This window comes from Chryseobacterium sp., from assembly GCF_022869225.1.
Taxonomy (GTDB): domain Bacteria; phylum Bacteroidota; class Bacteroidia; order Flavobacteriales; family Weeksellaceae; genus Chryseobacterium.
Map to the genome: position 1 here is coordinate 403,756 of NZ_JALIHL010000001.1, position 24,315 is coordinate 428,070.

The window sequence follows — 24,315 nt, forward strand, 5'->3', positions numbered from 1 at the left end:
TTTCCAGTACAATCTTTTATTATATGATACCAGAAATATTGGATTTATTTTTTCTTCTACTTTTACTCATTTAGAGTACCAATATCAGATTGTTGTCTTCTGTGCCATCTACATTGGCCGCTCTTTTGGGGGTAACCATCCACCCTGCATTATTGATTACAAATTTAAAGGAATAAGTCTTATCTTTTTCAAATTTGGACACCGGAATTTCCAATTCGTAATGATTCTTTTCTTTTCTGGTCATCTGATAGTCTTTATTTCCGGGATTCCAGTCATTAAAATTCCCTGCAACAGAAACAGTATGAATCAGTTTTGAATTTGGCAGCGCTGTACGATAAGAGATCAGATCTTTAATTTTGATAGGTACTCCCTGATATTCCAAATTCGGATAAGAGCCTTTAAGATAGTTACCCACATCCTCGTCCAGCTTTATTTTACCATCCAGCACTGCTTTTGCCAGCAACTGTCCTGTAAAAAGTTTGGTCACGGAAGCGATCTCAAAATAGGTATTATCATTAGCCTTGTTTCCTTTTCCTTTATCGATTTCGCCGAAATGTCTGGTATAGATTTTACCGTTTTTCAGAACTCCGACAGAAACCGAATAGGCTCCTGACTTTTGCGCAAGCTTTTCAGCATTCGCACCTATTATCGAATCTATCGTTGTATCAGTCTGCGCATAGTTTTTTACAAAGGCTAAGGCAAACATAAATATCAATATATTTTTTCTCATTACGTTTAATGGTGTTCGTTTGAGAATTTGTTTGGGTTATCAGGATGTGTTTTCTGAAATTCTCCGGCTTCTTTAATTTCGGTTTTCAGCCATTTTTCAAAAGGAATTTTCTGCTCATTAAAATCTTCGATGGCATAAAACGTTTTACCATCTTCTGAAGCCATAAATTTAAAACGGTACAGCATTCCGAGATCCTTTTTCCTGTAATCATAGGTATTTATCTGATAATAAGGGAAATTTTCCTTGGGTCTTTCCACGATTTCAAAAAACAGCTTCTTCTCATTTTCAGACATTTTATCATAAACATTTACATAATAAATATCTGAGAGTTTTTTATGCTGTTTTTCAAAGAACCGGAGGATGCTTTTCTCTTTCTCATTGTATTCAAACGGATTGGGGTAATATTTTCCATCGATCTCCACATCATTTTCAGAATGTCCGGCAAGCGGCTGAACAGGCTGTCCTTTAGCATTCATTACGCCCCACGTTCCGCCAACCATTGCTTTATGCTCATCTTCAGTTTTTTCCCAGTCACAGCCGTCACAAAAAGCGGCATATCCATAGTTGAAAGGAGAAACGAAGTCATGTTCAGGCTCAATTACAATTTTACCGTTTCTGTCTGCAAATCCTATTTTCCCATTTTTAACCAGCCTTCTTACTCCTTCTGAGAAATAATCGGCTCCATTATCATACAGATAAGGGTTATATAAAAACTTTCCATTCCTGTCATACACATAACCCCAGGCATTTTTTTCCGTTTTCTCCCCATTTTTTTCACCATCAAAAAGAATCGTTTCCCCCATTACAGGCTCACCATCTTTAAGATATGAAAAGACTTTAAACTGTGCAGGAACAATAATTTTCCCTGCTTTATTTTTTACTCCAACCAGAGAGTCTTTGCTCTTAAAATAATGTAAGACTTCTTTTCCCTGCGAAAAAGAGATGATTGGTGTTACTAATACAATGGTTAACAGTATTTTTTTCATAGTCGTGAGGTTGGAAATAAAATATGCAGCCCAAAAGACTGCATATTGTTTTATACTTTAAGATCAGCTTCCAATCCTATCAGATCTTTATTCTGGTCGAGAATCGGCTGCACTTCGTTCTTGACGAATTCTTCCGTCTGAATCGGTGCAAATCCTATAAAGTTCTTAGGATCTAAAACTTCTTTTAATTTTGATTTATCTAATTTTAAAGAGGTATCATTCAAGATTCTTTCGATAAGGTCGTTTTCTTTCCCTTCTACTTTCACCTGCTTGGAAGCTTCCATAGAATGAACTCTGATTACTTCGTGAATCTCCTGACGGTCACCTCCCGCTTTCACTTCTTCCATGATGATATATTCTGTGGCCATGAAAGGAAGTTCTTCTTCGATATGCTTGTTGATTCTGTTCGGATATACCACGATTCCGTTCATAATGTTGTTCCAGATTAATAAGATAGCGTCTACCGCAAGGAATGCCTGTGGAATCGTTAATCTTTTATTTGCAGAATCATCCAGTGTTCTTTCAAACCATTGTGTAGAAGCCACCATTGCGGAACTTGTGGTGAGCGACATTACATATTTCGCCAATGCTCCGATTCTTTCACTTCTCATTGGGTTACGTTTGTATGCCATTGCCGATGAGCCAATTTGGTTTTTCTCGAACGGTTCTTCAATTTCCTTAAGGTTTTGAAGTAAACGCAAGTCGTTGGTGAATTTATGTGCAGATTGAGCGATATTTCCCAGTAAGGCAACCACTTTAGCATCAATTTTCCGGTCATAGGTTTGTCCGGAAACTCCGAAAACTTTTTCGAAACCGAATCTTTTTGAAAGTTCCTGATCTAAATGTTTTACTTTGGAATAATCACCGTTGAAAAGCTCAAGGAAACTTGCAGCAGTTCCTGTTGTTCCTTTTACTCCTCTGAAACGAAGGGTTTCAAGGAAGAAATCAAGCTCTTCGATATCCAGAACCAAACTTTGTAACCAAAGGGTAGCTCTTTTCCCGACAGTCGTCAGCTGAGCCGGCTGGAAGTGCGTAAATCCTAAAGTCGGAAGGTCTTTATACTGAATAGCGAAATCTGCTAAGTTTTTCATCACGTTAACCAACTTTTTCTTTAAGATCAAAAGTCCGTCACGGATCTGAATTAAGTCTGTATTATCTCCTACAAAAGCTGAAGTAGCTCCCAAATGGATAATTCCTTTTGCCGAAGGCGCCACATCTCCATAGGTGTGAACGTGAGCCATTACATCATGACGGAATTTCTTTTCGTATTCTGCTGCTTTATCAAAATCGATATTTTCAGCATTCGCTTTCAGTTCTGCAATCTGCTCGTCTGTAATTTCAAGGCCAAGATCTTTTTCAATTTCAGCTAAAGCGATCCAAAGCTTTCTCCAGGTACGGAATTTGTTATTATGTGAGAAATTAAACAACATTTCTTCACTGGAATAGCGCTCTTCCAATGGATTTTTGTAGGAATTCATTCGTTCTTTTACTTTTTTAGATGTACAAAAATACGACTTTTCAGTGAGAGATGAAAATCCTGCTTTTATGATTTTTCGACCTGATATTTTTATGGATTTGAATTAAAAAGTTTCTTCTTTTTTTACGGGGGGTCAGCATTGAATCATTATCAATGCCAAAGCCAGAAAAGCACCTAAAACAGTAATTATACTCCCGAATACATTTATGATTAAAATGATTGCTGTACTACTCCGGTTTCTGAAAAATGTTGCCGTTGCAGGGATCAGAAAAAGATTGGAGGTTGTTTTAACTCAAAGTCACAGACTTTGCGCAGCAGGCAAACTCCTTACATTAATACTTATAAATTTGCATCTTAATTTTAACAATTTTTATTTGCTTCGTGTCATAGAATACGCACCGGGGTTATTTATAGATTCTGTTCTATCTCCTTCAGATTTTTATTCTTCATCTTCTACATTTTCATACTTATAATCTGTTAGAACTAGTATTCCAAAATATTTCCATTCAAACTCATCTTGATAATTAATTCTTAATATTAATGTCTTCTTTGTTTTTTGAAGTATTTCAATAGAATTAATTATTTTATGATGAGAGGGGTACTTTCCATACGGTGAAGAAGCTATAAAACTTTTAGAATTTTCATTTACTAAATTAAATTCATCAAATATTCCTAATTTTATTTTTTCTTGAGATTTAAAATTTTTGGTTTTCAAGCATATTATTTCCTGAAAAATCTTATTTGCATCATCATATTTAAGTAAACTTTCTTTGTCAGAATCATATTTTAGATATTCATATTTCATCTTAGAAGTGTCTTGTTTAAAATAATCAAATACTCCTAAATTAATCTTTTCATTATTTAACATTCCTGATTTATAAGTAACTATAATTGGTTTGTAAAACTCTAAAACTTGCCCTTTCACAATATTAGTAAAGGATAACAATAGGATATATAAAATTGTTACTGTTATTTTTCGTGTCATTTTTTCTTTTTTTTCGTTTCTTCTCTAACCTCTATAAGCTGGTTAGTAATTGTTTCAGAAGGAGATCCTGGCGCACGAGGTGCTATAAGTTTAAAACTATCAGCACCATATTTGACATGGTCTGTATCTGCACTTTCAATATCTCCATCTTCAATATGCGCCTTACCTTCATGATAAATTGCCTCTGCTAAATCATAATTATTATATCCAATAGTTTTTGAATCTCCGTCGGAATTTATAATTGTTGCACTATACCTTGAATCACTATTTTCTTCTTTAAAAAAGTTCTCATTTAAAGATATTAAATGAACATTTTTATCGCCTGACTTAGATATATCTAAACCACTAAACTCTGACATATTACTATATACTTCAGGTATTGATACTTTATTATCTTTTACAAATCCCATAGATTTAACATCTTTTATTGTTTCTGCTACACTAGAAGAATTAACACCAAAGCTTTTAGAATTTATATAAATGTCATCAGTTTTACTTGTTCCATATTTATCCCACAATCTTTTTCCTTCAGGAGTTTTATATAATATTTCCTTTGAAGCCTTAAAAGATCCGTTTGCTGTCATGATAATAATATCTTTTCCTGATCTCCCATCTGGATCAATAAACCTCAAAGGATTATTAAACGCATAATTATACGGACTATGATGACGCATTTTTCCCGCCAATGGATCTACCACAACCCATCTTCCCAAGTCAGGCATATAGAATCTAGCTCCGTAGTCGTACATTCCGCTTTCCTGAAGTTCCTTCCCGTTTTACTTGTACTTTTGATAGCTTCCTTTTCCATAGAAAGCATTTCCGGTTTTCAGATGGCTCATCCCAAACGGATAATAATCATTGGCATCCGTGATTTCAAGAGCATTGGCACTGTTTCTTCCGAAACTGATTCTCACATTACCCAGATGATCTTTATACTGGTAAATATAGCTAATTGTTAATAAAAACTGCTACACGAAAGGATTTCTTGAGAGTTACAAGAAGAAAATAACATAATACTGAATAATAAAAGAATGTCTTTGATTTTCCCAATCAAAGTTACCATATTTTCTAAGCCAATTCAAAACCGTAGCATGAGATTGTATCCCATATCTCTTGCGACAGTTGGTAATGGTGCATTCTTCCGATTCAATTTCTTTTACAATCTGAAGTTTTAAACTTAAACTATAATCTTTCTGGGTACGCTTTATATAAAGCGAGTTTAAATGTTCTTTCATAACGATTCTTTTTTGTGTATCGCTATTTCAGGACTAGACAGTGTTGTGTTTATCTGCCACACGATACAATCGTGCAGGAGCAAGGAAAGATTATGAATCTACAATATCAGCTTTGATTTGAGAATAAAAAGTATTTCCTAATGGTGCAAAATATATATATTCTAAATCATTACTTTTATTCAAATTCTGAACTATTGGACATTCATCATACAATTCTAAAAAATTGAAAATATTATGCAAAAATATTTCATAAGTAGTTCTGATTATTGTTTCTTTATTAATATAAAAAAGTATTGAATCCTCATTATTCCAATTTAATGTTGAAGTAAAAAAATCCTGTAATCCTGTAATATTATTTGAATCATAATATTCCCGCCAATCAACTATATTTTTTGACTTTGATATTATTGGATTATTATCATTTAATCTAAAAAAATTATTTGCTGTTTTATCTATATATAATATCCACAATTTTAAAGCTTCGGTTTTATCTAATAAATAAATATCTTCCACTTCGTCATCAAAGTATTCATTATAGAATGTTTCAGATATAAGAATATTGTTCATTTTTAATTAGGTTTGTTATAGAATATATGTCCTGAAGATTTTCCGTTCTTCCATTTTAAATGTTGTTTATCGTTTCCTACCCCAAGTTCTCTTGCATTCTGACTATTATGGACTTCATAACCTTTTTTGTATTGATGTTTAGTTGTATAGTTTTTGTATCTATTCAAATTACCTTGTGAGCCTAGTAGTAAAGTCTTTGCATCAGAAGCTGTTTCAACAAGGATATCGGATTTTTTTTGGGGTTTGAATAGTTTTGATTGCATCTTGCCACTCCGAAGTCCCCCTTTTAACGACAGACATTCTTGCTGTTTTCTTTACATCTCCAAGAAGTTCCATAGCGGGAGCTTTTCCTCCTTGGCTCATTAGCATACCTTCAGGTCCTCCTGCAACCGATAGAGCAATAGTAACTAATTGTATTTTGAATTTTTTCTTTTCCAGTTTCTGCTGGAACACCAGTTGCTAAAACTAACCCGCCCATTTCATCCACTACATATTTACGGTCTATTCTTTTCTCTGCTACTTCATTGTAACCCCTTGCAAAAAGATTAGAAACAGATGCACGTACACTATTAATTCCTCCAGCAATCATACTCGCAAATTCCATTTCGTCACGAGATAAAGAAGAGTCGGGGCAGCAATCAGTCTCAAGCACATCTTCGGGAGCCATACCATCCGGATCTGTATAACGTACTGGATTATCGAAGCCATAATTATAAGGACTATGACGTGTCATCTTTTCTGCCAATGGATCTACAACACCCCATCTAGCTAGATCAGGCATATAAAATCTTGCTCCATAATCATACATGCCGGTTTCCTGAAGTTCCTTGCCGTTGTACTTATATTTCTGATAACTTCCTTTTCCATAGAAAGCATTTCCGGTTTTCAGATGGCTCATCCCAAACGGATAATAATCATTGGCATCCGTGATTTCAAGAGCATTGGCGCTGTTTCTTCCGAAACTGATTCTCACATTACCCAGATGATCTTTATACTGGTAAATATAGCTAATTGTTAATAAAAACTGCTACACGAAAGGATTCGTGCAGAAGCTTGGGGTTTATTAATAACTTTGGAGTTTTACCTTACTTTGAAAACAATCCCATCCATCCAGGCAATGAGATATAAATCTTCAAGCGGTCGGTTCTGCTTACTCACCACTTCACTTGCAACAGCATTAGTTATTCTTGATATGGTGGAAGTAGAAACCTCAAAATCATACATTTCGCGGATTTGTTCCTCAATGTCTGATACGCTCATTCCTTTGCATAGAATGAGATGATGATGTTTTCCAAACCGTCGATAATATGGTGTCTTTTGGAACTAATGCGGGTTCAAGATTTCCTTCACGATCCTTGGGAATTTTAATTTCAGACTCTCCAAACGATGATTTTATTTTTTTACGTCCATGCCCGTTTCGGTAATTTCCAGTGGTGGATTTCTGATGTTTCTCATTATCCAGATGAGAGTCATATGTTCTACAGTTCGTTTGTGCACTTCTTTGTTCATCATAAACTAGTGCGGTGGGTTCTTTTTTTATCTGTTCACGGATTACAAAGACGAGAGATCGGATGCCTTAACGTTAGATGAATTATGTATTTTCAATATTTTTAACTTATTTATACACTCTATAAATTCTTTCTTCTTATCTTCCTTAAAATAAGGCAATCCTTCTATGCCATTTTTAATATCACTATACTTTATTGGTAAATTATAAGTTTGAATTCCTTTTCCTGCAAAGTAATAGTTTCGAGCATAAACAATCGATTTTGGTGTATATTTATCTATTGCCAAGCATTTTTCTAAAGCATTCACTTTGTCTTGAATAACCAATTCATACCTAAAATATTCATCAGGATATTTATTCTTAAAGTCTTCTATAGAAAGTTTTTTAGTGTAGAAAACAATTTCATTTTTTCCCTTGATTTTAGTATAGAAAAGGTTGTCTTGACGCAATTTGTAAGGACTTGTCGTAACCTCACAAATATTTTTATTGTCCAGAATAATAATCCCATTGTAAAAACCTTCTTCATCGTGGAAACCGTCCTCTATATAAATATTGGAATATTTTTTATCGGTATAGATATTGCAGGACTTTGCACCCAACAATCTAAAAATCGTATATCCTTCTGTAAGTATTTTTATTGTTGCTGAATCACGATAGGTAAAAGAATTTTTATCTTTTAATAAATTCTCATTCATTTGTTTCAAAGAGATCTTTTCTTGAGAGTTACAAGAAGAAAATAATATAATACTGAATAATAAAAGAATGTTTTTCATTTTTAACAATTTATAGGTTATCTCAGGCGATTTTTAAATTTTTGCAAGTGGTAATATGCAGCAGCCCCAATATAATTATACCTATTTTGCAATATTGTGCTATTTACATTAAGAACACTTTGAACGCTAGGAGTAGGAGATATTTGACCTCCATTTGAATTATAATAAATACTACTTCCCGCATTATCTATTAACCTCCCATCACTATTAGGAATACAAGAGGAACCTAAACATACGCTGCCATAATTTGTTCGCAATGGTAGACCAGACTCAGCTCTTACAATATTTTCTACGTGTGTACCATATATTTCTGCTGTGGTGCTATCGGGTCCAAATCTTGTGTCGGCTTGAGAGGTTACCCCTAAAGCATAGTTTTCGTAAATATGCCCCATTTCGTGTGCTATTGTTGTGTATAAAGGAGAGTATTTAGAACCATTACCCAAAGTGGTCCAAACTGCTTTGGTTGAAGATGTATTTAATTCAATCATATTGCTTATGCCATATTTTATTTGTGAACCACCACTAGTATAATTAAAATAAATATCTCTTACTTTTCCATCTTTCCCTTGTGCCTGGTCAAAATATCCAATCATTGTATTTCCTATTGAGGTGTTTTTGTCTAAATGACTTAACCCTGCTACAGTCTGAATAACATAATCTGATAAGTTAGTATTTGCATCTACATTTGTCCATTTTCCATCTACTTGATGCTGTGTCGCGCCATTGTGATATCTATATTGAATCCCATTTTGGTCATTAATATATATCCATTCTCCATTTATATCAATAAATTTAGCAGGGTTATTTGCTACATAGCTATAAGGAGAAATAGGAAAACTACAATTGTCTAAAACACCCCATCTCCCAATGTCACTTATATAAAATCTCGCTCCATAATCATACATTCTAGACTCTTGCAGCTCCTTACCATTGTACTTATAGTTATAGCTTGGATTTCCAACAGAAGGATTAGATTCCATGTTTCAATCCAAATGGATAGTAATTACTTTCTTCAAGAGCTTCTGCGCTGCTCCCATTTTTGAAATAACTTAAACGGACATTTCCAAGACAATCCTTGTACTGGTAAATATAACGGTTTTTGATGATGAAAGAGCAAAAACCACAGCTCATACTGTGGTTTTATTTTTATCCGGACACCAGCAAGATGCTCGCGCCAGCTTGGGGATTTTGTTATTAAAATATTTTTATACTTTTTATAGCAATATACAACCGTTAATTAATGGATCAAAACCTTTAGGCCAAACAGTTTCTATATTATAAATAGTATCTTTAAATATTGCTTTTTCAAAATCAATACAAAGCATATTTGCATTAGATACATTAGCACCTGTAAAATTAGCAAAATCTATTTTTGCTCCTTGAAAATTAGAGCCCTGTAATTTTGAGTGACTGAAGTCACAATATGATGCTATGCTATCAGATAGATCAGCATCTAACAGAACTGTATCTCTTAAATCAGCTGTCATTAATTTTGTATATGATAAATTAGACTTCATCAAAATTGAATTAAATAAGAATGCTCCTCTAAGATTTGATTGAAAAAAAGTTGTATTACTCAAATCCATATTTTCAAGTTTTGCTCTATGCAAGTTTAAATTTGAGAGAGAAATTCCATTTAATGTATTGTATGGAATTTCTATTACATTATCATTTTCACAATATATTTTCATAATACTTATATTAATGTCCACCCCAATCATTTGGGTCAACTTTTGTGTTTTGGACAGGTTGGACTTTAGATTGTTGGCTTGGAGATAATGTCCCTGGGACTTGGGCTGGCTCATTACCCGTTAATTTTCCCGCAACATATCTATGATTTCCATCTACTATCACACCATCACTTGTAACTTTTATTGCAGGAGCTGTTTCGCCATTTTGAATTTTTCCAACATACCTTTCAACCATTGGGCCTGAGACCACACCTTGGGCTGTTTGTAAGTTTGAATCTTGGAGAGCTTTTGTTACTGATTCCTGTGTAACCGTTATCGTTTTAGGACTGGAAACTACTTCAGCTTCAACAGCTGCAGAACCTTTCATAGTACCTGTTACTTTATGAGTAGTAACCGCTGCTGCAACTACAGCCACTGCGGATCCGATAGCTTCAGGATTACCATTCAATACTCCTTTTCCTGTTTGTATAATTGCTTTCGCTCCAGATACCTCAGATATTATACTACCAACTTGCCTAGTAGCTCCAGATAAACCTCCTTTTTGATAAGCATTGTAAGTCTTACCCAAATTTACAGCTCCTGTAATCGCACCATTAACAGGATTACCAGATTGGATAGCTCCTATAACTAGTCCTTTTGTAGTATTCCATGCTCCTCTACCGAAAGCTTTCACATCATTCCAACTACAACATCTTTCGGCTTCCCTACCATCTGGATCAACAAACATAATAGGATTGTCTAAAGCATAAGTATATGGAGAAAACCTTCTTGACTTTTCTGCTAGTTCATCTACAACGCCCCATCTCCCAATATCTGCCATATAGAATCTCGCTCCATAATCATACATACCCGTTTCCTGCAACTCCTTTCCATTGTACTTATATTTCTGATAACTTCCTTTTCCATAGAAAGCATTTCCGGTTTTCAGATGGCTCATCCCAAACGGATAATAATCATTGGCATCCGTGATTTCAAGAGCATTGGCGCTGTTTCTTCCGAAACTGATTCTCACATTACCCAGATGATCTTTATACTGGTAAATATAGCTAATTGTTAATAAAAACTGCTACACGAAAGGATTCCTTGAGAGTTACAAGAAGAAAATAACATAATACTGAATAATAAAAGAATGTCTTTGATTTTCCCAATCAAAGTTACCATATTTTCTAAGCCAATTCAAAACCGTAGCATGAGATTGTATCCCATATCTCTTGCGACAGTTGGTAATGGTGCATTCTTCCGATTCAATTTCTTTTACAATCTGAAGTTTTAAACTTAAACTATAATCTTTCTGGGTACGCTTTATATAAAGCGAGTTATATGTTCTTTCATAACGATTCTTTTTTTGTGTATCGCTATTTCAGGACTAGACATCATCATAATTTTTATTTATTTCTAATTCAAAAACGCTATATTTATTAAAATGTATAAAAAAATAGTCTTCAGGTGAAGGATCAATTGTATAGAAAAATAACTTCTCATTTTTAATTTTATTCAGAAAAGCTATTATTCCTTCAAAAAATATTTCTTCAAAAATATAGTCAAAATCAAAAGCTATAAAGTATTTAAAGTTATTGTTAAAAGAGTTTTTTTCAAGTGAAAGATACTCAGGAAACAACTTTTTTATTTTTGATTTATAATGTTCAAATTCTTTTTTATCAGTTACAAAATTTTCCATATTTATGGTTTTAATCATATTTTAATATCCGTTTTTCCTATCCCATGTGGATTTTTTTTGAAATCAGCTGTAGGATTTCCTCTCTTATCATTTCGAAGGTTATAAGAAGTTTTCCCATTAGAATAAGTTCTTGATTTTCCATCTCAGTATCGTTGTAAATATACTTATTTTCAAATAACGAAGTGGGACAAACTTGGTGGACGTTCACGGTGCTGTCATCGCTAAACATGAGCGTGAGAAGCTCTGAAATTGTCTTTGGATTATCTCGTAGGTTCTACGCATATTCTACTGGATAAAAATATTGTAGCTAAAATTTTAGATATACAAAGGCTAAAAGAGAACGATAGACAATATGTCTTCGCTCTCTGTTTGCGTTTCTTAAACAAACTAAGCTGCAAAAGTATTATGTAATACAAAAGCCACTCGATGGGTGGCTTTTGCTTAGTTATTTATTCTCCTTTGATTATCGGAATAAAATATGAATATCAATAGTGGTAAACAAAGTATGATATTCCAAAAATTTTTCTTAGAAATCAAAAACTTTATAAAAAAGTAAATGAATAATATAAATCCTAATTACATTCAATGGAAAGCAAAAAACAAATATGTTCTCTTAGCTGTGCTACTGTATATATAAACTATCCCAAAAACTTCTATCAATAGATAAATTGTAAAGTTTATAATAAATATCACCAATGGAATGAATGCCGTTTTAGATATTTTTATTTTTTCCATTTATTACAAACTTGTCAGTTAACTATTTAATAAAGAAAAAATACACAACAAACCCAATTAACGGAATTGATAGTAATATATTTATTATACTTTTCTTGTTATAAAATATATTTTTGAATAAAACAATTAATGATAATAGTATCCCAATAAATATTACAGGTAACATAATGTAACTTATTAATCTATTTGTGGGACTATATGGGTATATAAGCTGTTGTACATTTATTAAATAATATTTAGTCATATTAACTAAAAAAATTATAAACGATATTATCGCCAGCAGCCTGTCATTTATTTTTTCCAATCTACTGGGTTATAATTATATCCATTAGTAATTGCTTTTTGGTCTCAAGGTGTGTCTTTACCCTCTAAAGTCGCTTTACTGCTAATGTTAGCTTCAATTTATCTGGCTCATTAGGTAAATTGAGTAAACAAAATTTCCAATTATAAATAAAATTATACCAAAAACTATCCAGCTTCCAATTCTATTTTTACTCTTAGGTAATTGATCAAACTCTTTATTGTATTTTTTCCATATTTCTTCATAATCAATTGAAAAATAAGATAAGATTACAAAAAATAAAGCAATACTTATATAAACACTTTTTGAAAAATGAATATTTCTATTAACAAAAATATTATAATAATTTAAAAGAGTAATCGTAAACCAAAATTCTAAAGCAATCATAACAATACTTACTTTAAAAGAAGTAAAAAACCTGCCTCCCGATAAATCTGATGTATATTCTATAGAACGATAAATCTTATAGAAAAAATAATAATAGCTTTTTTTATAAACTCCATAATATTACTGTTTCATAGCTCCTGGAAATGCTTGCCAGTTGGGATCTATTGCTTTATTTTCCTGATATAATCTTTCCTGATCTGTTGCTGCTCCTGCCCATCCTCCCGGATAAAAAGCATCTATACCAAAGTAAACCGTAGAAATAATCGCTCCCGGAGGTCCTCCCCAAACACCAATTGCTCCTATTGTTGTATTTAATCCTGCTTTTGCCGGATGAACGGCATTTGGAGAGCGGGAGATTCTTATTTAAAGACTGTATGTTCTTTCACAAAATCTATATTATAAGGATCTGTTATTATAAATATACTACCTTCTTCTTTACTATTTTGAGGATTATAATATACTATCTGTTCTTCCGATACTAGTTTAACAATATCTCCTTTTTTTCTATCAACAGAAACTGTGCAATATAATTCAGCTATATCTCCTTTAATTCTGTAAGGATATATTCCTTCTTTTATGACTTTGTTAAATTCCTGTGTATTGCTTTTGGTTAATTTTAAATGAATAACTCCGAAAGCGTGATTATCTGATTGTTCAAATCCTGTCACATAGCCTTCAAATTCTACATTATTACGAAGATATTGTACTGATTGTTTCGTTGCAATATCTGAACTTTTATTGTAATAGATGATAATTGCTACAAAAAATCCCAATAAAATAATATACCATAAATATTTTAAATACTTTAACATTATTTCTTTTTATTATATTGTTGTATCTTATCTATTGTACCTGTTGCAATCGCAGAAGCTACAGGACTTACTGCATTAGTTGCTCGGTCTATTAAACTTCTTTGCGCTGTAGGTTTCACGTCATTGAGCAACCATGTTTTGGAAAGTGTTACATTTCCAGAGCCTACATTTGCACCTGCACCAACACCAACACTGGCTCCTATAGAAACACCTTTCCAACCAGCATTTTTCCCAGAGCCAGAGAATGCATTGACATTAACTCCACCTCCAACAACATATTTAACATCTGCGGAGATTCCTGCGGATGTTGTAATTCCCGAATAAGTTGTAGGATCAAGTTTATCTTTAGAAGTATTGTAAGCAACAAAAACACTTCCTCCAACGCTTGCAGATACATTAGCTTGCACTCCTCCCGAAAAAGTTTCTTGTGCTCCTGCATAAACATAATTATACCCGCTATATTTATTATCTGTAAACTGAACTACTGACGCTTGTATACCTGCACCTGCACCAATTCCTAATGCTCCCCCTATATCTCCTTGCGCTGTATAGCCCACTGCAAATCTACCTGGATCAATATTTCCTATACCAACATCAAGTGTTGTATTTTTATTAAGAGCAAAAGGAACATTATAAACTTTATCTGGTCCTGCCGCTATGATTCTTAATTCTTTATTATCTGTTCCCTTAAAAATTATATCTTCTGGTTCTCTGCCATCAGGATCGGTATGTTTTATTGGATTATTGAACGTGTATACATAGGGCGACCAGCTTGGCATTTTTCAGCTAACGGGTCTACAACACCCCATCTTCCGATATCCGCCATATAAAACCTTGCTCCGTAGTCATACATTCCGGTCTCTTGGAGTTCTTTTCCGTTGTACTTGTAGTTCTATATCTCCACTCAACTTTTCAGGATTTGCCTAGTCAACCTTTTCTCACGCGAGGTATTACACTGTGATCGTCTGCTCTTGCTCGCCTACGTAAATATAATTTTTCTTTTCAATTGAAAAAAATAATTAATGTCAAAAATAGTAGTGAAAGTTTAGCAGACAATGTTTTTATTTGCTGGAAGAATGACTTAAAGCTGATATTTTATAAGCTTATAATAGTAATAAAGCTAATACAGCAATATGTTAATACCAAAAATAGTGTTATAACGAACCAATATATAAGTAACTCGAACAAAAATAGCTTTGTTTATTAGTAGATTTATTTTTTATTTGCTGTACTGAACAATTTTGACAGAGTATTTTTTATTTTGTTTTTAATAACCACGGTATTATTGCACAAAGGTTTTAGCAAACCATTCTTTTATAAAACACAATATTATATTTGTGACATGGAGAGTAATATTTTTTGACAACTATTTCGGTGCTAAGATACCAATTTAGTTTTATTTTGCAAACTTTTTCAGTTTTGAAGAACCGATTTTGTTTTCATATATTTACATTTCAATAGTAAACAAGGTTTTTAAACCTATAAAGTTTCTTTATTATGGATTTCGGAAGTATAGTTTCAGAACTTAGAAAACAAAAAAAGATTTCCCAAACAGACTTAGCAAGCCAATTGGGGATTCATAAAAACGTGTTGGGAAGATACGAGAGGAACGAAGTTTTCCCCTCGATAGATATTGCTCGTAAAATTGCAGATATTTTAGAGGTGTCTTTGGATTACCTTACTGGTAAAGAGGATGTACAGATTGATAAAAATACAAGTAGCCGTATTTTGGAAGTCTCAAAATTTGAACCCGAAGACCGCAATCATATTTTTTCCGTCATTGATGCTTTTATAGCGAAGAGGAAAATTCAAAGCATTTTATAACAACAAAAAGCCACTCAATGAGTGGCTTTTGTTTGTTATATTAATATTTGTGTATAAAATATTTTTTTATAATTATTTCTTTAAAAGCCTTATTCCTTGTAGGATAAAATATATTATAGCTGTCCAAAATAATGAATTAGCAAAAATTAATCCCGCAGAAAATTCTAAGTTGAAAGGCTTTGTTAAAAACCAAACATACAGTTTTCTAAAAAACTTCTCTCTTTTCCCCACGTTAATAAAAAGGGACTTGTGATAACTATCGATACAATATAGAATACTGTAAATACAACATATATAAGCAAAAACTTTTTCATAGAATTAATTTTTTACGCCTTGTTGTTGTAACCATTGTACAATGGTATTCATTAATTGGTCTGCTTGATTTCCTGGTCTTGCTGCATCAAAATGATGCGCATTATCCCCCTGAATGCCTCCTTGAATAAGCCCTCCCTTTATAAGGTAATCATATATATCTTGAGGATTACTCAAAGCATCTCCTTTCAAATCATATCGGGTAACATTTTTAATATTGCTATTCCCTTCTAGTTGCTTCATCAAATCGGAGTTATCAGATATTGGACTTCCTATCAAAACTAAATTATCAATCACTTGTCCGGAGTCCGCTAGTCTTAATGCCGACTGTGCCTGTAAGACACTTCCGTAAGAGTAGCCCACCATATTAAATTGCTCTCCTTCTTTTAACGGATTATCTTTTAGTTGCTGTTGATACATACTAACAGTAGCATCTATCATATCATCCTGAACAGGCTTGGTTTCGTTATTATAGGCATTATAAGAAGTGGTTCCAAATCCTCCCATCGCACTTGGAGACATTGAGTTATTCATCTTGTCATATCCTGTTTGACGATACATTGTAGTAAATTCAATATCACCAGCCTTTCCTCTGGTTGCATTTACTCGATAAAAATCATTTATACCATTTGAGGCAAAAGCTCTTGCCCAACGGTTGATATAATCCCATCCGTCTTGGTCGTTTCCTGCACCTCCGATAAAGTAAACTCTTTTTCCATCAGGGTCTACTGCAACAGTAGGACGATTTAGAACATATGCGTAATTACTGGCGAAAGGATATTTCTCACTTAACTTATCTACTGTTCCCCAACGAACGATGTCAGGCATATATTGGCGACTTCCATAATCATAAAAACCAGTCTCTTGCAGTTCCTTACCGTTGTACTTGTAATTCTTAAAACTTCCTTGACCAAAATAAGCATTTCCTGTCTTCAGATGATTCATTCCGAAAGGATAATAATCGTTGCTATCTACAATTTCAAGAGCGCCTGCGCTGGTTCTTCCAAAGCTTACCCTTGCATTTCCCAAGTGGTCTTTGTAACTGTAAATATACTGATCTTTTGTGTAATCATAAAATCCTTCTGCGGTAGGGAAAAACTGCAAATCCTGAGTTTTAAGGGAAATCGTAGCGGTATTTTCAGGCTGAACAGAGTAGGCTTCCATTTCCATGGCCCTTTCTGCTGGGGCCATAGGATACATCTCAGCGTTATTTTATTTTATATAACTTATAATTTGTTCATATTTATCTATTCTTTGATGGCGAAGATTTCCATTGACTTAAAAATTTTTGAAAATATTTCATCTGATAAATACCTCACAAATCTAACTCATTTGACTTTTCTACATAAGTATTATTTTATTTTTATCTAACCTATAAGTTGTTTATATTTGTTTATTCTTAATTTATAACTCATAAAAACGACCTATTTATGGCTTTTTCAGACAGATTAGCTTTTGCTCGTAAGCAGAAAAAAATAAAACAAAGTGATCTCGGAAAGACCATTGGAACTTCCCGTGACATTATCAGGAAGTACGAACGTGGGGAAAATGTTCCGTCGACCGACGTGGCGACTAAAATTGCCAATGCTTTAGGTGTTACTCTGGATTATCTCGTAAAAGACGGAGAATATGAACAAATTGATAATGATACGTTAAAAAAATTAAAAGCAATACAGGAGTTGGATAGTGATACTAAAGCTCATATTTTCGCAACCATTGATGCTTTTATTAAAGCTGCTAAACTTAAGAATATTGCAGCGTTATGAAAAAGTATATCTTAATTCTTTTTACATTTCTTCTTGTAAGTTGTAATTCTAAGGAACAAGATAGAAAAGATGCTAAAAAAATAACACAAAAATTTTATACGCTTTTAAAAGAAAATAATAGAGAAGGAATTTTTAAATTATGTGGTGATGAACTTTTTAAAGTTGCTTCAAAGGAACAAGTAAATCAAATGTTTGATACTTCCTCTTCGCAATTTGGTAATATTAAAAACGACTCTCTGATATATGAGCAGACTAATATTATAAAAGGTATTAACTCTAAAAATGAATATGTATTAATCTATAATGTAAAGCGAGACTTCAAAAATACTCAAGAAAAATTTACCCTACATAAAGAAGGAAATTCTATTAAAATCGTGGGATATTTTATAAGTCCCAATTAATAATAACAAAACCCCTATTTTTAGGGGTTTGTCATTATCTATCATTCTATTTTATAACTTTTATAAAATTTATATTTTCCAAAACTATCTTTTTTAAAAATGTTAAAATCTCCTGCATTTGCATTTTTAGAAATAGAATCTCCAACCTGCAACGTATCATTTTTAGTATCAGTCGTAGTTATACAATAATCATCGCTGTAATAAAATTGTAATGATTTGTTCTCATAATTATAAACTCTGATAATTTTTGCCTGTACATTATTTTTATAGAAATAATTGTTGTTTAGGAATACAATTCTGTAAACGTAAAAATATGCAAATGCTATCAATCCTAGCAAAATAGGAATGAAGCGATAATAAGTCTTCGCTTTCATAACTATTTAAATTGGAAAATAGGTTTTACAATAGGTGTATATTGATAATTCAATTGGGCATTTATTCCAGTAACCGGACTTCCTTGTATACCTACTCCAACCTGTCCAGAAACATTAATAAATCCACCTCCTTTTATTGGGTTTTTAATATCAACAGGAGCGTAAGAAACTCCAGCTGAAGCATCTACACCAAGCCCTAATCCTACAGAAGCTCCTCCTGAGTGCCCTTGCATGAATGAACTTTGAATTTGTCTTGAATCTCCCGTATATGTTCCTGATCCAAAAGTAATACCAGCATTTCCCTCTATACCTGTTCCTATTGCAGCATTTACTGTTGGAGTAAAGTATAATCCAGGATCTTTTCCTCTGGTTAATAATGTAAAATTGATAGGTGTTGTACCCACTCCTAAAAATGCAGTAACATTAGATGATAAGCCCATAGAGTAAGTATCTGATATTATATTTCGTGCAACACCACTATTCCAAGCTTTTGATAATGAACTCTCTGGAGCTTTTATAGCAATAGCTTCTATATTTGTTTCTGCAAAAGTTTCTTTTCCTCCGCCAGCTGCAGAATCATCATAAACTTTACCATTTGCAGCATAATTTAGATCACCATCTTTGAATGTTTCCCCAACATAGGTAGTTCCAGCAGGTGAAGTACCCTGATCTTTTGCAGATGCTTCCCAACGGAGATTTTGAGTTCCGTTATCCCTCACCCAATCCGTCCCTTGTCTTCCATCCGGATCAATAAATCTTAGTGGATTGTTAAATGCATAATTGTAAGGACTATGTCTAGTCATTTTCTCTGCAAGCGGATCCACAACCCCCCATCTTCCCAGATCCGGCATGTACATCCTTGCTCCATAATCATACATTCCGCTTTCCTGAAGCTCCTTTCCATTGTACTTATAATTCTGATAACTTCCTTTTCCATAGAAAGCATTTCCGGTTTTCAGATGGCTCATCCCAAACGGATAATAATCATTGGCATCCGTGATTTCAAGAGCATTGGCGCTGTTTCTTCCGAAACTGATTCTCACATTACCCAGATGATCTTTATATTGGTAAATATACTGATCTTTTACATAATCATAAAATCCTTCCGCAGTAGGGAAAAATCTAAGATCCGGAGTTTTAATGGCAGCAACTAAATTGGCCGCTCCTCCATCAATGGTATAAGCCTGCTGTTCGTAGGCATATTTGGTTTGCTGAGAAAGCAATGCCAGTCCTTCAAGTCCTCCACTGCCTCCATTACCGGAGGTTACCGAATGGAAATACTGGAAGCCGTCCAGGTAGTCTGAGATATCGGTGACGGTATAGCAATTTACAATGCCACATTCTGACATTGGAATGGTTTTCTGAAGTTTAACTCCGTCTGCCCTGTAGAGATAATTATGGGAACCCTGTAATCCTAAGTCTCCATATTCTATCCTGTAAGGTAGGTTCAAGTAATTGTATTTGATTTTACTGATCCCTTTATCCGGCATTTTCCACATATTTCCATTAAGGTCATATTCAATGGTGTTTCCACCTCCTTCATAGCCTGAAGGATTATTTGAACTATCATTAACCTTGGCTGCCTGATTGCCGGTATAAGTATAGGCTAAGTCATCAATTTTGGTTGCAATAGTACCTCCGCTTTCCATTACAGAGGTTCTGTAGAGATTGGTAATATTCCCGTTCAGGTCATAAGTCATGGATTCTGTATGCTCCTTGCTGTATGGGTTGTTGGGGTTTTGGTAATATCCTGCTGTCAGCCTGTTTAAAGCATCATAGGCATACCCATATCTTTTAGGGGTCATTGGCGGATTGGCTCCAATGGTTTCTACAGCTCTCCAGTCTACTTCTGCTATGTTTCCGTTGTAGAGTGCTTTTACATTCTTTCCGGGAAACTGTAACGGGTCCGGGTTATCAATTCCTTCTTTCTGGGTGTACTTAATTCTATAAGAGAAGAGTTTTCCGTTTAAATTGGCCGCTGACATCTGGTCTTTATTGATACCGGTCAGCCAGCCACGGATATTGTAGGCATAATCAATGCTCTGCAGGTTATTCCCTACTGTTTTATTTTTAAGCTGGGAAAGTTCATTGTAGCTGTTTTCTGTGAGTAGCTGTTCTGGTTTATCATCTACCTGATGCCAATGTTGTATTAATCTGTTCTGGGAGTCGTAGCCAAAGCGTTCTGTTACTTTTACTCCGGATTCAGTTGTCAGCCTTTTGTGTTCGGTCACCGTCTTTTGAGGGGTTCCTGAAAAATCCAGCAGGGATTCTGTACGGGTATAGCCTCCCAGATGGTTGATGGAATGGGTACCAATGGCTCTTGCTTTGTCATCGTAATAGGTGTAGGTCTTGCTCCAGCTGTCATCTTCGATATTCTTTACCAAACTCATCACGGGAAGGCCTTTGGTGCTTCTTCCTGCTGATGAAGGGGTATCGGTTAAGGTAGGCCCGCCCTGAATGGTGGTTGGGAAAGAGGGATTGAAACTATATTGCGGGTAAGTATCATAATAGTTGACACTTAAAACCGTTTCAATATCAAAAAAATATCCATTACTGTACTGAACCGGCATTCCGTTTTTGGTAAATCCTGTACTGCTCCTGTTCTCCACTATTATGAGATGCCCTGCCTGGGACTGCATGCTGCTTCTGCTTCCTCCGGCAATGATCCCTGTATAAGCCACTCTCCCGAATGGGTCATATTTGGTAATCAGCCATTTGCTTTTCTCCCGCATATTGGCATCCTGGGTCATGATAAGCCTGTCCGCCTGATCATACACCATATATTCCCAGCCTTTTCCAGGCAGTTTTTTCTCGACCAAACGGTTTCTGCCGTCATAACGGTATTCATAAGCTAAAGCCTGCTGATCTTCCCATTGCCAGTGTACCTTTTTTGATAATAAGGGGGGAATCACCAAGGCCAACTGGTCATATTCATTGTATACGTAGTACGTATCTGCATTTTCTGTAGCACTCAGGACTTTTCTCACTAACAAAAGCTGTCCTCTGCCGTTTTTGAATTCTATGGTTTTGTTGCCGTCTTCATCGGTTATTGTGTTCTTATATAGTTGTCCGCCATCATAAGTCCCTCCGTAATCAATGGTAGACTTAGTGGCACCATTTTCCCAGGTGGTCGTTGTGGTATATTTAATAACTTCTCCTGTAATGTTCACATCATAGTCAAATTTCACAGGCTTATTCTGCCAGGCATTTCCTACCTGGATCTGCTGCTGGATCCTGTTTAACGGTGAGTTTTCCAGTAATTTCTCTGCATAGATCTTTTCTGATCCGTAAAGGGAGGACTGGGAAGCATTGGTTAATGGAGAGGTGTAAATTGCTCCGTTTTGAGTTCCTTGCTGGGGAACGGGTAAAAATTCTTTTACCTGTCTTCCAAAATCATCATATTCGATATGGCTCACCACATCTCTGCCCAATGGCGAGGATTTGACATTCACGACCTGCTTGGGTCTTCCCAGGCCGTCAAAATACTGAACCGTTTCTGAGGTTTTGGGATTGGCAAGTGTAGGGTCTGATAAATAGGTTTTACTGTAAATATAATTTTCTGCGGGACTCGGTGTTGTTTGCGCAGAGGAAAACCCCACCACAAATAATGCACTGAGAGGTGTAATTATCTTTTTCATCGTTTGTTAGTTTTTATAATGGTATTTCATTTCCTTCAATACTTTTCCGTTTACATCCACTACTTTTTCAAGACGGTTGGCCGAGTCATAGAGGTAATATTCTGTAATTCCTGAGGGCGGGGTGATGCTTCTTACGCCAATCAATGGATCATAGCTGTACGTGGTGATCTGATAACCCGATAAGCTATTTTTAAAATTTTTAAAGGCATTCAGTAAAGCAGTCTCATCATTATTGGGTACAGCAGCGGCGTCTGTATCCGAAGCACTAACCAGTGCCGTAATCAGGGATTGCTGAATATCCGTTAATTTGGCATTTTCGATCTTGGCAATAGGCTGGGTATTGTTATAGCCCCAGATAATTACGGTGGAAATCCCTTCTTTGGTGGTATACTGCTGAAGGTTTCCTTTTGAATCATATTTATCATAAGTGACTTCCGTCAAAGGTGTATTATTCTGAAGCCCATAGGAAACTACAGATGTAGGTAGTAACATTAAAAGATTATCATATTTCGTTTCTACTCTTGAAAGTATCTTTCCTGAAACATCAGTTATATTTTGTCGTTTAATCTCTGTTGCTTCCAATGGAATGCCCACCATATTGGCAATAATGAGTTTTAGATTATTTTTTCGTGGGCATATTGATAATTAGTTTCTGTACTTGTATTATCAGGAAACTTTACAGATACAGATTTTATATTGATCGGTTTATCAATATCCGTATCATAATAAGAAAATTTTGTGGTAGTTTCAACCACCTTATTTCCAGGGAAATACTCGGTCACTTTAGATTCAGTCTTCTCTACTTTTCCTGAATTTATCCCAATAATTTCTTTAGTAACCGCATATAATTGCTCGTATATGGCTTGTCCGTGCTCATCTGGAAGACTACCTGTTACACGTTTAGGAAATTTAGCAATATCTAAATTTAATGCAAATCCAATTTGCTCAGAAGCTCCTGTAATAAAGCCCGCTTTTGGGTTTTTCAAAGAATTAAAAGCATATTTATTCGCTTCAACTTTTAAAGTATCTCCTAGTCTATTCAAAATAGTACTTTTTTCCAATAATCCATTTTTCCATTCATTATAATTTGAATAAACATGAGTATACATCTTATAACTATCCGAATTATTTATTTGTGAAAAAATATTTATATTTTGTCCTAAGTCATTATATTCTGTAACCTGCTTATACGTAATTACATCCGAAGAACCATATGCATTATAATTAGCATTTGAGTTATTAACAACCAAATATTTTTGTATGGAAGGAGAATATAATTCTGTTCCATCAGTTCCCATTGTGACATATCTCTTTAGAAGGCTGGTATACTGAAAAGGCATATTAAGAACTCCGCTACTCTTGAAAGTATTAGTTGATGGATCTAGAATTTCATATTTATAATTATATGTATTGACCAGATTATTTTCATTCTGATCCTCTATTTTCTTAATTCTAAGCCCTCCAATAGGCATATTTGTATTCGTTGTGTTATATCTCCCATAGATTACATCTACAGCGTATCCACAAGAACATTTTCCCATTCTGGACAATGAAATATCAATAGAGTTACTGATATTATTAAGTTCAAAAGATGCTGGTTTTCCATTTGTTCCATACTGAATACCGCCAGCTATAGCATTCCCATAACAAGATGTATCATGTACCTGACTGGTTTCATCATCCATATTATTTTCACAGGTATTTCCAAAGGTAAGTTTGATTTTTGGTGATTCTTTTCCATCAAAAAAACCAGAAGGTATTGTAACGGTCTTATTTACGTTGCCGAAACCGTCACTTATACCTCCAGAAGGTTCACTCAAAACATTAATGTAATTGTCTGTGTATCCCCATTGATAATCTGTCCGGGTAAAGTATTTATTAGCATTTTCATAATATAAATGTTTACTTCCTCCCGTTGGATATACAATTTTATTTAAAACTCCAATCTGAGTATAGTCCGGATTGGTATTTCTATTTCTTGTGTATTGTGCTGGTATTGTAATATTCTCTGCTGTATAATCTGTATAAATTTTATCAGGGAGATTAGCTGAGGTTTCGCCATACATTGTAGAATTTATATATCCCCAATAATCATCATTATTAGAATTTCTTGCCGGAAACGGAATAACTTCATTA

At 34.3% G+C, this 24,315-nt stretch carries 29 protein-coding genes and 1 pseudogene; 3 read left to right on the plus strand and 27 right to left on the minus strand.

Annotation, left to right across the window (positions count from 1 at the left end):
• Window positions 1-70 precede the first annotated feature (70 nt).
• The 22 genes and pseudogenes from MUW56_RS02000 to MUW56_RS22780 all read right to left on the minus strand — a co-directional run bounded on the left by MUW56_RS02000 (window position 71) and on the right by MUW56_RS22780 (window position 14,717).
• Window positions 71-730: a serine hydrolase gene (locus MUW56_RS02000; RefSeq protein ID WP_292011612.1), complete on the minus strand. Its 660-nt coding sequence runs from the start codon at window positions 728-730 to the stop codon at window positions 71-73.
• A 5-nt stretch (window positions 731-735) separates the two neighbouring features.
• A complete protein-coding gene (locus MUW56_RS02005) occupies window positions 736-1,716 on the minus strand; it encodes a WG repeat-containing protein (protein WP_292011613.1) in 981 nt (326 codons plus the stop codon).
• Between the two features lie 50 nt (window positions 1,717-1,766).
• Complete coding sequence (gene purB, locus MUW56_RS02010; RefSeq protein WP_292011614.1) at window positions 1,767-3,194, minus strand: adenylosuccinate lyase; 1,428 nt, start codon at window positions 3,192-3,194, stop codon at window positions 1,767-1,769.
• A 438-nt stretch (window positions 3,195-3,632) separates the two neighbouring features.
• Window positions 3,633-4,178 carry a hypothetical protein gene (locus tag MUW56_RS02015; RefSeq protein ID WP_292011615.1) on the minus strand — a complete coding sequence of 182 codons (546 nt, stop codon included), beginning with the start codon at window positions 4,176-4,178 and terminating at the stop codon, window positions 3,633-3,635.
• A pseudogene (locus tag MUW56_RS02020) lies at window positions 4,175-4,942 on the minus strand (RHS repeat domain-containing protein); the annotation flags it as partial. The gene MUW56_RS02015 and the pseudogene MUW56_RS02020, both read right to left, overlap by 4 nt.
• A gap of 12 nt (window positions 4,943-4,954) precedes the next feature.
• Window positions 4,955-5,092: a hypothetical protein gene (locus tag MUW56_RS02025; RefSeq protein ID WP_292011616.1), complete on the minus strand. Its 138-nt coding sequence runs from the start codon at window positions 5,090-5,092 to the stop codon at window positions 4,955-4,957.
• A gap of 78 nt (window positions 5,093-5,170) precedes the next feature.
• Window positions 5,171-5,413, minus strand: a complete 243-nt coding sequence (locus MUW56_RS02030) for a hypothetical protein (protein WP_292011617.1) — start codon at window positions 5,411-5,413, stop codon at window positions 5,171-5,173.
• A 90-nt stretch (window positions 5,414-5,503) separates the two neighbouring features.
• Window positions 5,504-5,980 (minus strand): DUF2947 family protein, encoded by a 477-nt coding sequence (locus MUW56_RS02035; protein WP_292011618.1) that lies wholly within the window; start codon window positions 5,978-5,980, stop codon window positions 5,504-5,506.
• A 2-nt stretch (window positions 5,981-5,982) separates the two neighbouring features.
• Complete coding sequence (locus tag MUW56_RS02040; protein WP_292011619.1) at window positions 5,983-6,147, minus strand: hypothetical protein; 165 nt, start codon at window positions 6,145-6,147, stop codon at window positions 5,983-5,985.
• Between the two features lie 206 nt (window positions 6,148-6,353).
• A complete protein-coding gene (locus MUW56_RS02045; protein ID WP_292011620.1) occupies window positions 6,354-6,953 on the minus strand; it encodes an RHS repeat-associated core domain-containing protein in 600 nt (199 codons plus the stop codon).
• 107 nt (window positions 6,954-7,060) lie between these two features.
• Window positions 7,061-7,240 (minus strand): transposase, encoded by a 180-nt coding sequence (locus tag MUW56_RS02050; RefSeq protein ID WP_292011621.1) that lies wholly within the window; start codon window positions 7,238-7,240, stop codon window positions 7,061-7,063.
• Complete coding sequence (locus tag MUW56_RS02055; RefSeq protein WP_367118552.1) at window positions 7,221-7,553, minus strand: transposase; 333 nt, start codon at window positions 7,551-7,553, stop codon at window positions 7,221-7,223. Before MUW56_RS02055 ends, MUW56_RS02050 begins: the two co-directional genes overlap by 20 nt.
• Complete coding sequence (locus MUW56_RS02060) at window positions 7,532-8,260, minus strand: hypothetical protein (RefSeq protein ID WP_292011622.1); 729 nt, start codon at window positions 8,258-8,260, stop codon at window positions 7,532-7,534. The genes MUW56_RS02055 and MUW56_RS02060 overlap by 22 nt, the downstream gene beginning before the upstream one ends.
• 17 nt (window positions 8,261-8,277) lie before the next feature.
• Window positions 8,278-9,240 carry an RHS repeat-associated core domain-containing protein gene (locus tag MUW56_RS02065; protein WP_292011623.1) on the minus strand — a complete coding sequence of 321 codons (963 nt, stop codon included), beginning with the start codon at window positions 9,238-9,240 and terminating at the stop codon, window positions 8,278-8,280.
• Window positions 9,230-9,391 (minus strand): hypothetical protein, encoded by a 162-nt coding sequence (locus MUW56_RS02070; protein WP_292011624.1) that lies wholly within the window; start codon window positions 9,389-9,391, stop codon window positions 9,230-9,232. The genes MUW56_RS02065 and MUW56_RS02070 overlap by 11 nt, the downstream gene beginning before the upstream one ends.
• Before the next feature lie 83 nt (window positions 9,392-9,474).
• Window positions 9,475-9,981 (minus strand): pentapeptide repeat-containing protein, encoded by a 507-nt coding sequence (locus tag MUW56_RS02075; protein WP_292015363.1) that lies wholly within the window; start codon window positions 9,979-9,981, stop codon window positions 9,475-9,477.
• Complete coding sequence (locus tag MUW56_RS22775) at window positions 9,962-10,963, minus strand: RHS repeat-associated core domain-containing protein (RefSeq protein ID WP_367118487.1); 1,002 nt, start codon at window positions 10,961-10,963, stop codon at window positions 9,962-9,964. Before MUW56_RS22775 ends, MUW56_RS02075 begins: the two co-directional genes overlap by 20 nt.
• 354 nt (window positions 10,964-11,317) lie before the next feature.
• Window positions 11,318-11,629 (minus strand): hypothetical protein, encoded by a 312-nt coding sequence (locus MUW56_RS02085; RefSeq protein WP_292011625.1) that lies wholly within the window; start codon window positions 11,627-11,629, stop codon window positions 11,318-11,320.
• A gap of 1,132 nt (window positions 11,630-12,761) precedes the next feature.
• Entirely contained in the window at window positions 12,762-13,052 is a 291-nt protein-coding gene (locus tag MUW56_RS02090; RefSeq protein WP_292011626.1) for a hypothetical protein, read from the minus strand.
• A 359-nt stretch (window positions 13,053-13,411) separates the two neighbouring features.
• Window positions 13,412-13,864 carry a hypothetical protein gene (locus MUW56_RS02095; RefSeq protein ID WP_292011627.1) on the minus strand — a complete coding sequence of 151 codons (453 nt, stop codon included), beginning with the start codon at window positions 13,862-13,864 and terminating at the stop codon, window positions 13,412-13,414.
• The gene (locus MUW56_RS02100; protein WP_292011628.1) at window positions 13,864-14,643 is read right to left on the minus strand and encodes a hypothetical protein; all 780 of its coding nucleotides are present in this window, start codon (window positions 14,641-14,643) and stop codon (window positions 13,864-13,866) included. The genes MUW56_RS02095 and MUW56_RS02100 overlap by 1 nt, the downstream gene beginning before the upstream one ends.
• Entirely contained in the window at window positions 14,598-14,717 is a 120-nt protein-coding gene (locus MUW56_RS22780; protein ID WP_367118488.1) for a hypothetical protein, read from the minus strand. The genes MUW56_RS02100 and MUW56_RS22780 overlap by 46 nt, the downstream gene beginning before the upstream one ends.
• 644 nt (window positions 14,718-15,361) lie before the next feature.
• Here MUW56_RS22780 and MUW56_RS02105 point away from each other — a divergent pair.
• Window positions 15,362-15,688 carry a helix-turn-helix transcriptional regulator gene (locus tag MUW56_RS02105; protein WP_292011629.1) on the plus strand — a complete coding sequence of 109 codons (327 nt, stop codon included), beginning with the start codon at window positions 15,362-15,364 and terminating at the stop codon, window positions 15,686-15,688.
• Window positions 15,689-16,006: 318 nt separating this feature from the next.
• Here MUW56_RS02105 and MUW56_RS02110 read toward each other — a convergent pair whose 3' ends face one another.
• Complete coding sequence (locus MUW56_RS02110) at window positions 16,007-17,191, minus strand: RHS repeat-associated core domain-containing protein (RefSeq protein ID WP_292011630.1); 1,185 nt, start codon at window positions 17,189-17,191, stop codon at window positions 16,007-16,009.
• 239 nt (window positions 17,192-17,430) lie between these two features.
• Between MUW56_RS02110 and MUW56_RS02115 the strand changes: the two genes are divergently transcribed.
• Window positions 17,431-17,766 (plus strand): helix-turn-helix transcriptional regulator, encoded by a 336-nt coding sequence (locus MUW56_RS02115; protein WP_292011631.1) that lies wholly within the window; start codon window positions 17,431-17,433, stop codon window positions 17,764-17,766.
• Window positions 17,763-18,167 (plus strand): hypothetical protein, encoded by a 405-nt coding sequence (locus MUW56_RS02120; protein WP_292011632.1) that lies wholly within the window; start codon window positions 17,763-17,765, stop codon window positions 18,165-18,167. Before MUW56_RS02115 ends, MUW56_RS02120 begins: the two co-directional genes overlap by 4 nt.
• Window positions 18,168-18,208: 41 nt before the next feature.
• Here MUW56_RS02120 and MUW56_RS02125 read toward each other — a convergent pair whose 3' ends face one another.
• Genes MUW56_RS02125 through MUW56_RS02140 form a run of 4 tightly spaced genes read right to left on the minus strand, consistent with a single transcriptional unit; the run spans window position 18,209 to window position 24,245 of the window.
• The gene (locus MUW56_RS02125) at window positions 18,209-18,541 is read right to left on the minus strand and encodes a hypothetical protein (RefSeq protein ID WP_292011633.1); all 333 of its coding nucleotides are present in this window, start codon (window positions 18,539-18,541) and stop codon (window positions 18,209-18,211) included.
• 2 nt (window positions 18,542-18,543) lie between these two features.
• Complete coding sequence (locus MUW56_RS02130) at window positions 18,544-22,179, minus strand: DUF6443 domain-containing protein (RefSeq protein WP_292011634.1); 3,636 nt, start codon at window positions 22,177-22,179, stop codon at window positions 18,544-18,546.
• 6 nt (window positions 22,180-22,185) lie between these two features.
• Window positions 22,186-22,776, minus strand: coding sequence for a hypothetical protein (locus tag MUW56_RS02135; protein ID WP_292011635.1), 591 nt, complete (start codon window positions 22,774-22,776; stop codon window positions 22,186-22,188).
• A gap of 17 nt (window positions 22,777-22,793) precedes the next feature.
• Window positions 22,794-24,245 (minus strand): hypothetical protein, encoded by a 1,452-nt coding sequence (locus tag MUW56_RS02140; protein WP_292011636.1) that lies wholly within the window; start codon window positions 24,243-24,245, stop codon window positions 22,794-22,796.
• Window positions 24,246-24,315: the final 70 nt, after the last annotated feature.

Coding starts and splice junctions, on each gene's coding strand:
- MUW56_RS02060 (WP_292011622.1), bottom strand. CDS start 8,260: ATGAAAAACATTCTTTTATTATTCAGTATTATATTATTTTCTTCTTGT.
- MUW56_RS02030 (WP_292011617.1), bottom strand. CDS start 5,413: ATGAAAGAACATTTAAACTCGCTTTATATAAAGCGTACCCAGAAAGAT.
- MUW56_RS02050 (WP_292011621.1), bottom strand. CDS start 7,240: ATGAGCGTATCAGACATTGAGGAACAAATCCGCGAAATGTATGATTTT.
- MUW56_RS02035 (WP_292011618.1), bottom strand. CDS start 5,980: ATGAACAATATTCTTATATCTGAAACATTCTATAATGAATACTTTGAT.
- MUW56_RS02075 (WP_292015363.1), bottom strand. CDS start 9,981: ATGATTGGGGTGGACATTAATATAAGTATTATGAAAATATATTGTGAA.
- MUW56_RS02130 (WP_292011634.1), bottom strand. CDS start 22,179: ATGAAAAAGATAATTACACCTCTCAGTGCATTATTTGTGGTGGGGTTT.
- MUW56_RS02100 (WP_292011628.1), bottom strand. CDS start 14,643: ATGCCAAGCTGGTCGCCCTATGTATACACGTTCAATAATCCAATAAAA.
- MUW56_RS02115 (WP_292011631.1), top strand. CDS start 17,431: ATGGCTTTTTCAGACAGATTAGCTTTTGCTCGTAAGCAGAAAAAAATA.
- MUW56_RS02065 (WP_292011623.1), bottom strand. CDS start 9,240: ATGGAATCTAATCCTTCTGTTGGAAATCCAAGCTATAACTATAAGTAC.
- MUW56_RS02095 (WP_292011627.1), bottom strand. CDS start 13,864: ATGTTAAAGTATTTAAAATATTTATGGTATATTATTTTATTGGGATTT.
- MUW56_RS02085 (WP_292011625.1), bottom strand. CDS start 11,629: ATGGAAAATTTTGTAACTGATAAAAAAGAATTTGAACATTATAAATCA.
- MUW56_RS02125 (WP_292011633.1), bottom strand. CDS start 18,541: ATGAAAGCGAAGACTTATTATCGCTTCATTCCTATTTTGCTAGGATTG.
- purB (WP_292011614.1), bottom strand. CDS start 3,194: ATGAATTCCTACAAAAATCCATTGGAAGAGCGCTATTCCAGTGAAGAA.
- MUW56_RS02120 (WP_292011632.1), top strand. CDS start 17,763: ATGAAAAAGTATATCTTAATTCTTTTTACATTTCTTCTTGTAAGTTGT.
- MUW56_RS02135 (WP_292011635.1), bottom strand. CDS start 22,776: ATGGTGGGCATTCCATTGGAAGCAACAGAGATTAAACGACAAAATATA.
- MUW56_RS02090 (WP_292011626.1), bottom strand. CDS start 13,052: ATGATTGCTTTAGAATTTTGGTTTACGATTACTCTTTTAAATTATTAT.
- MUW56_RS02110 (WP_292011630.1), bottom strand. CDS start 17,191: ATGGCCCCAGCAGAAAGGGCCATGGAAATGGAAGCCTACTCTGTTCAG.
- MUW56_RS02005 (WP_292011613.1), bottom strand. CDS start 1,716: ATGAAAAAAATACTGTTAACCATTGTATTAGTAACACCAATCATCTCT.
- MUW56_RS02015 (WP_292011615.1), bottom strand. CDS start 4,178: ATGACACGAAAAATAACAGTAACAATTTTATATATCCTATTGTTATCC.
- MUW56_RS02070 (WP_292011624.1), bottom strand. CDS start 9,391: ATGAGCTGTGGTTTTTGCTCTTTCATCATCAAAAACCGTTATATTTAC.
- MUW56_RS02105 (WP_292011629.1), top strand. CDS start 15,362: ATGGATTTCGGAAGTATAGTTTCAGAACTTAGAAAACAAAAAAAGATT.
- MUW56_RS22780 (WP_367118488.1), bottom strand. CDS start 14,717: ATGTATGACTACGGAGCAAGGTTTTATATGGCGGATATCGGAAGATGG.
- MUW56_RS02140 (WP_292011636.1), bottom strand. CDS start 24,245: ATGTATGGCGAAACCTCAGCTAATCTCCCTGATAAAATTTATACAGAT.
- MUW56_RS02000 (WP_292011612.1), bottom strand. CDS start 730: ATGAGAAAAAATATATTGATATTTATGTTTGCCTTAGCCTTTGTAAAA.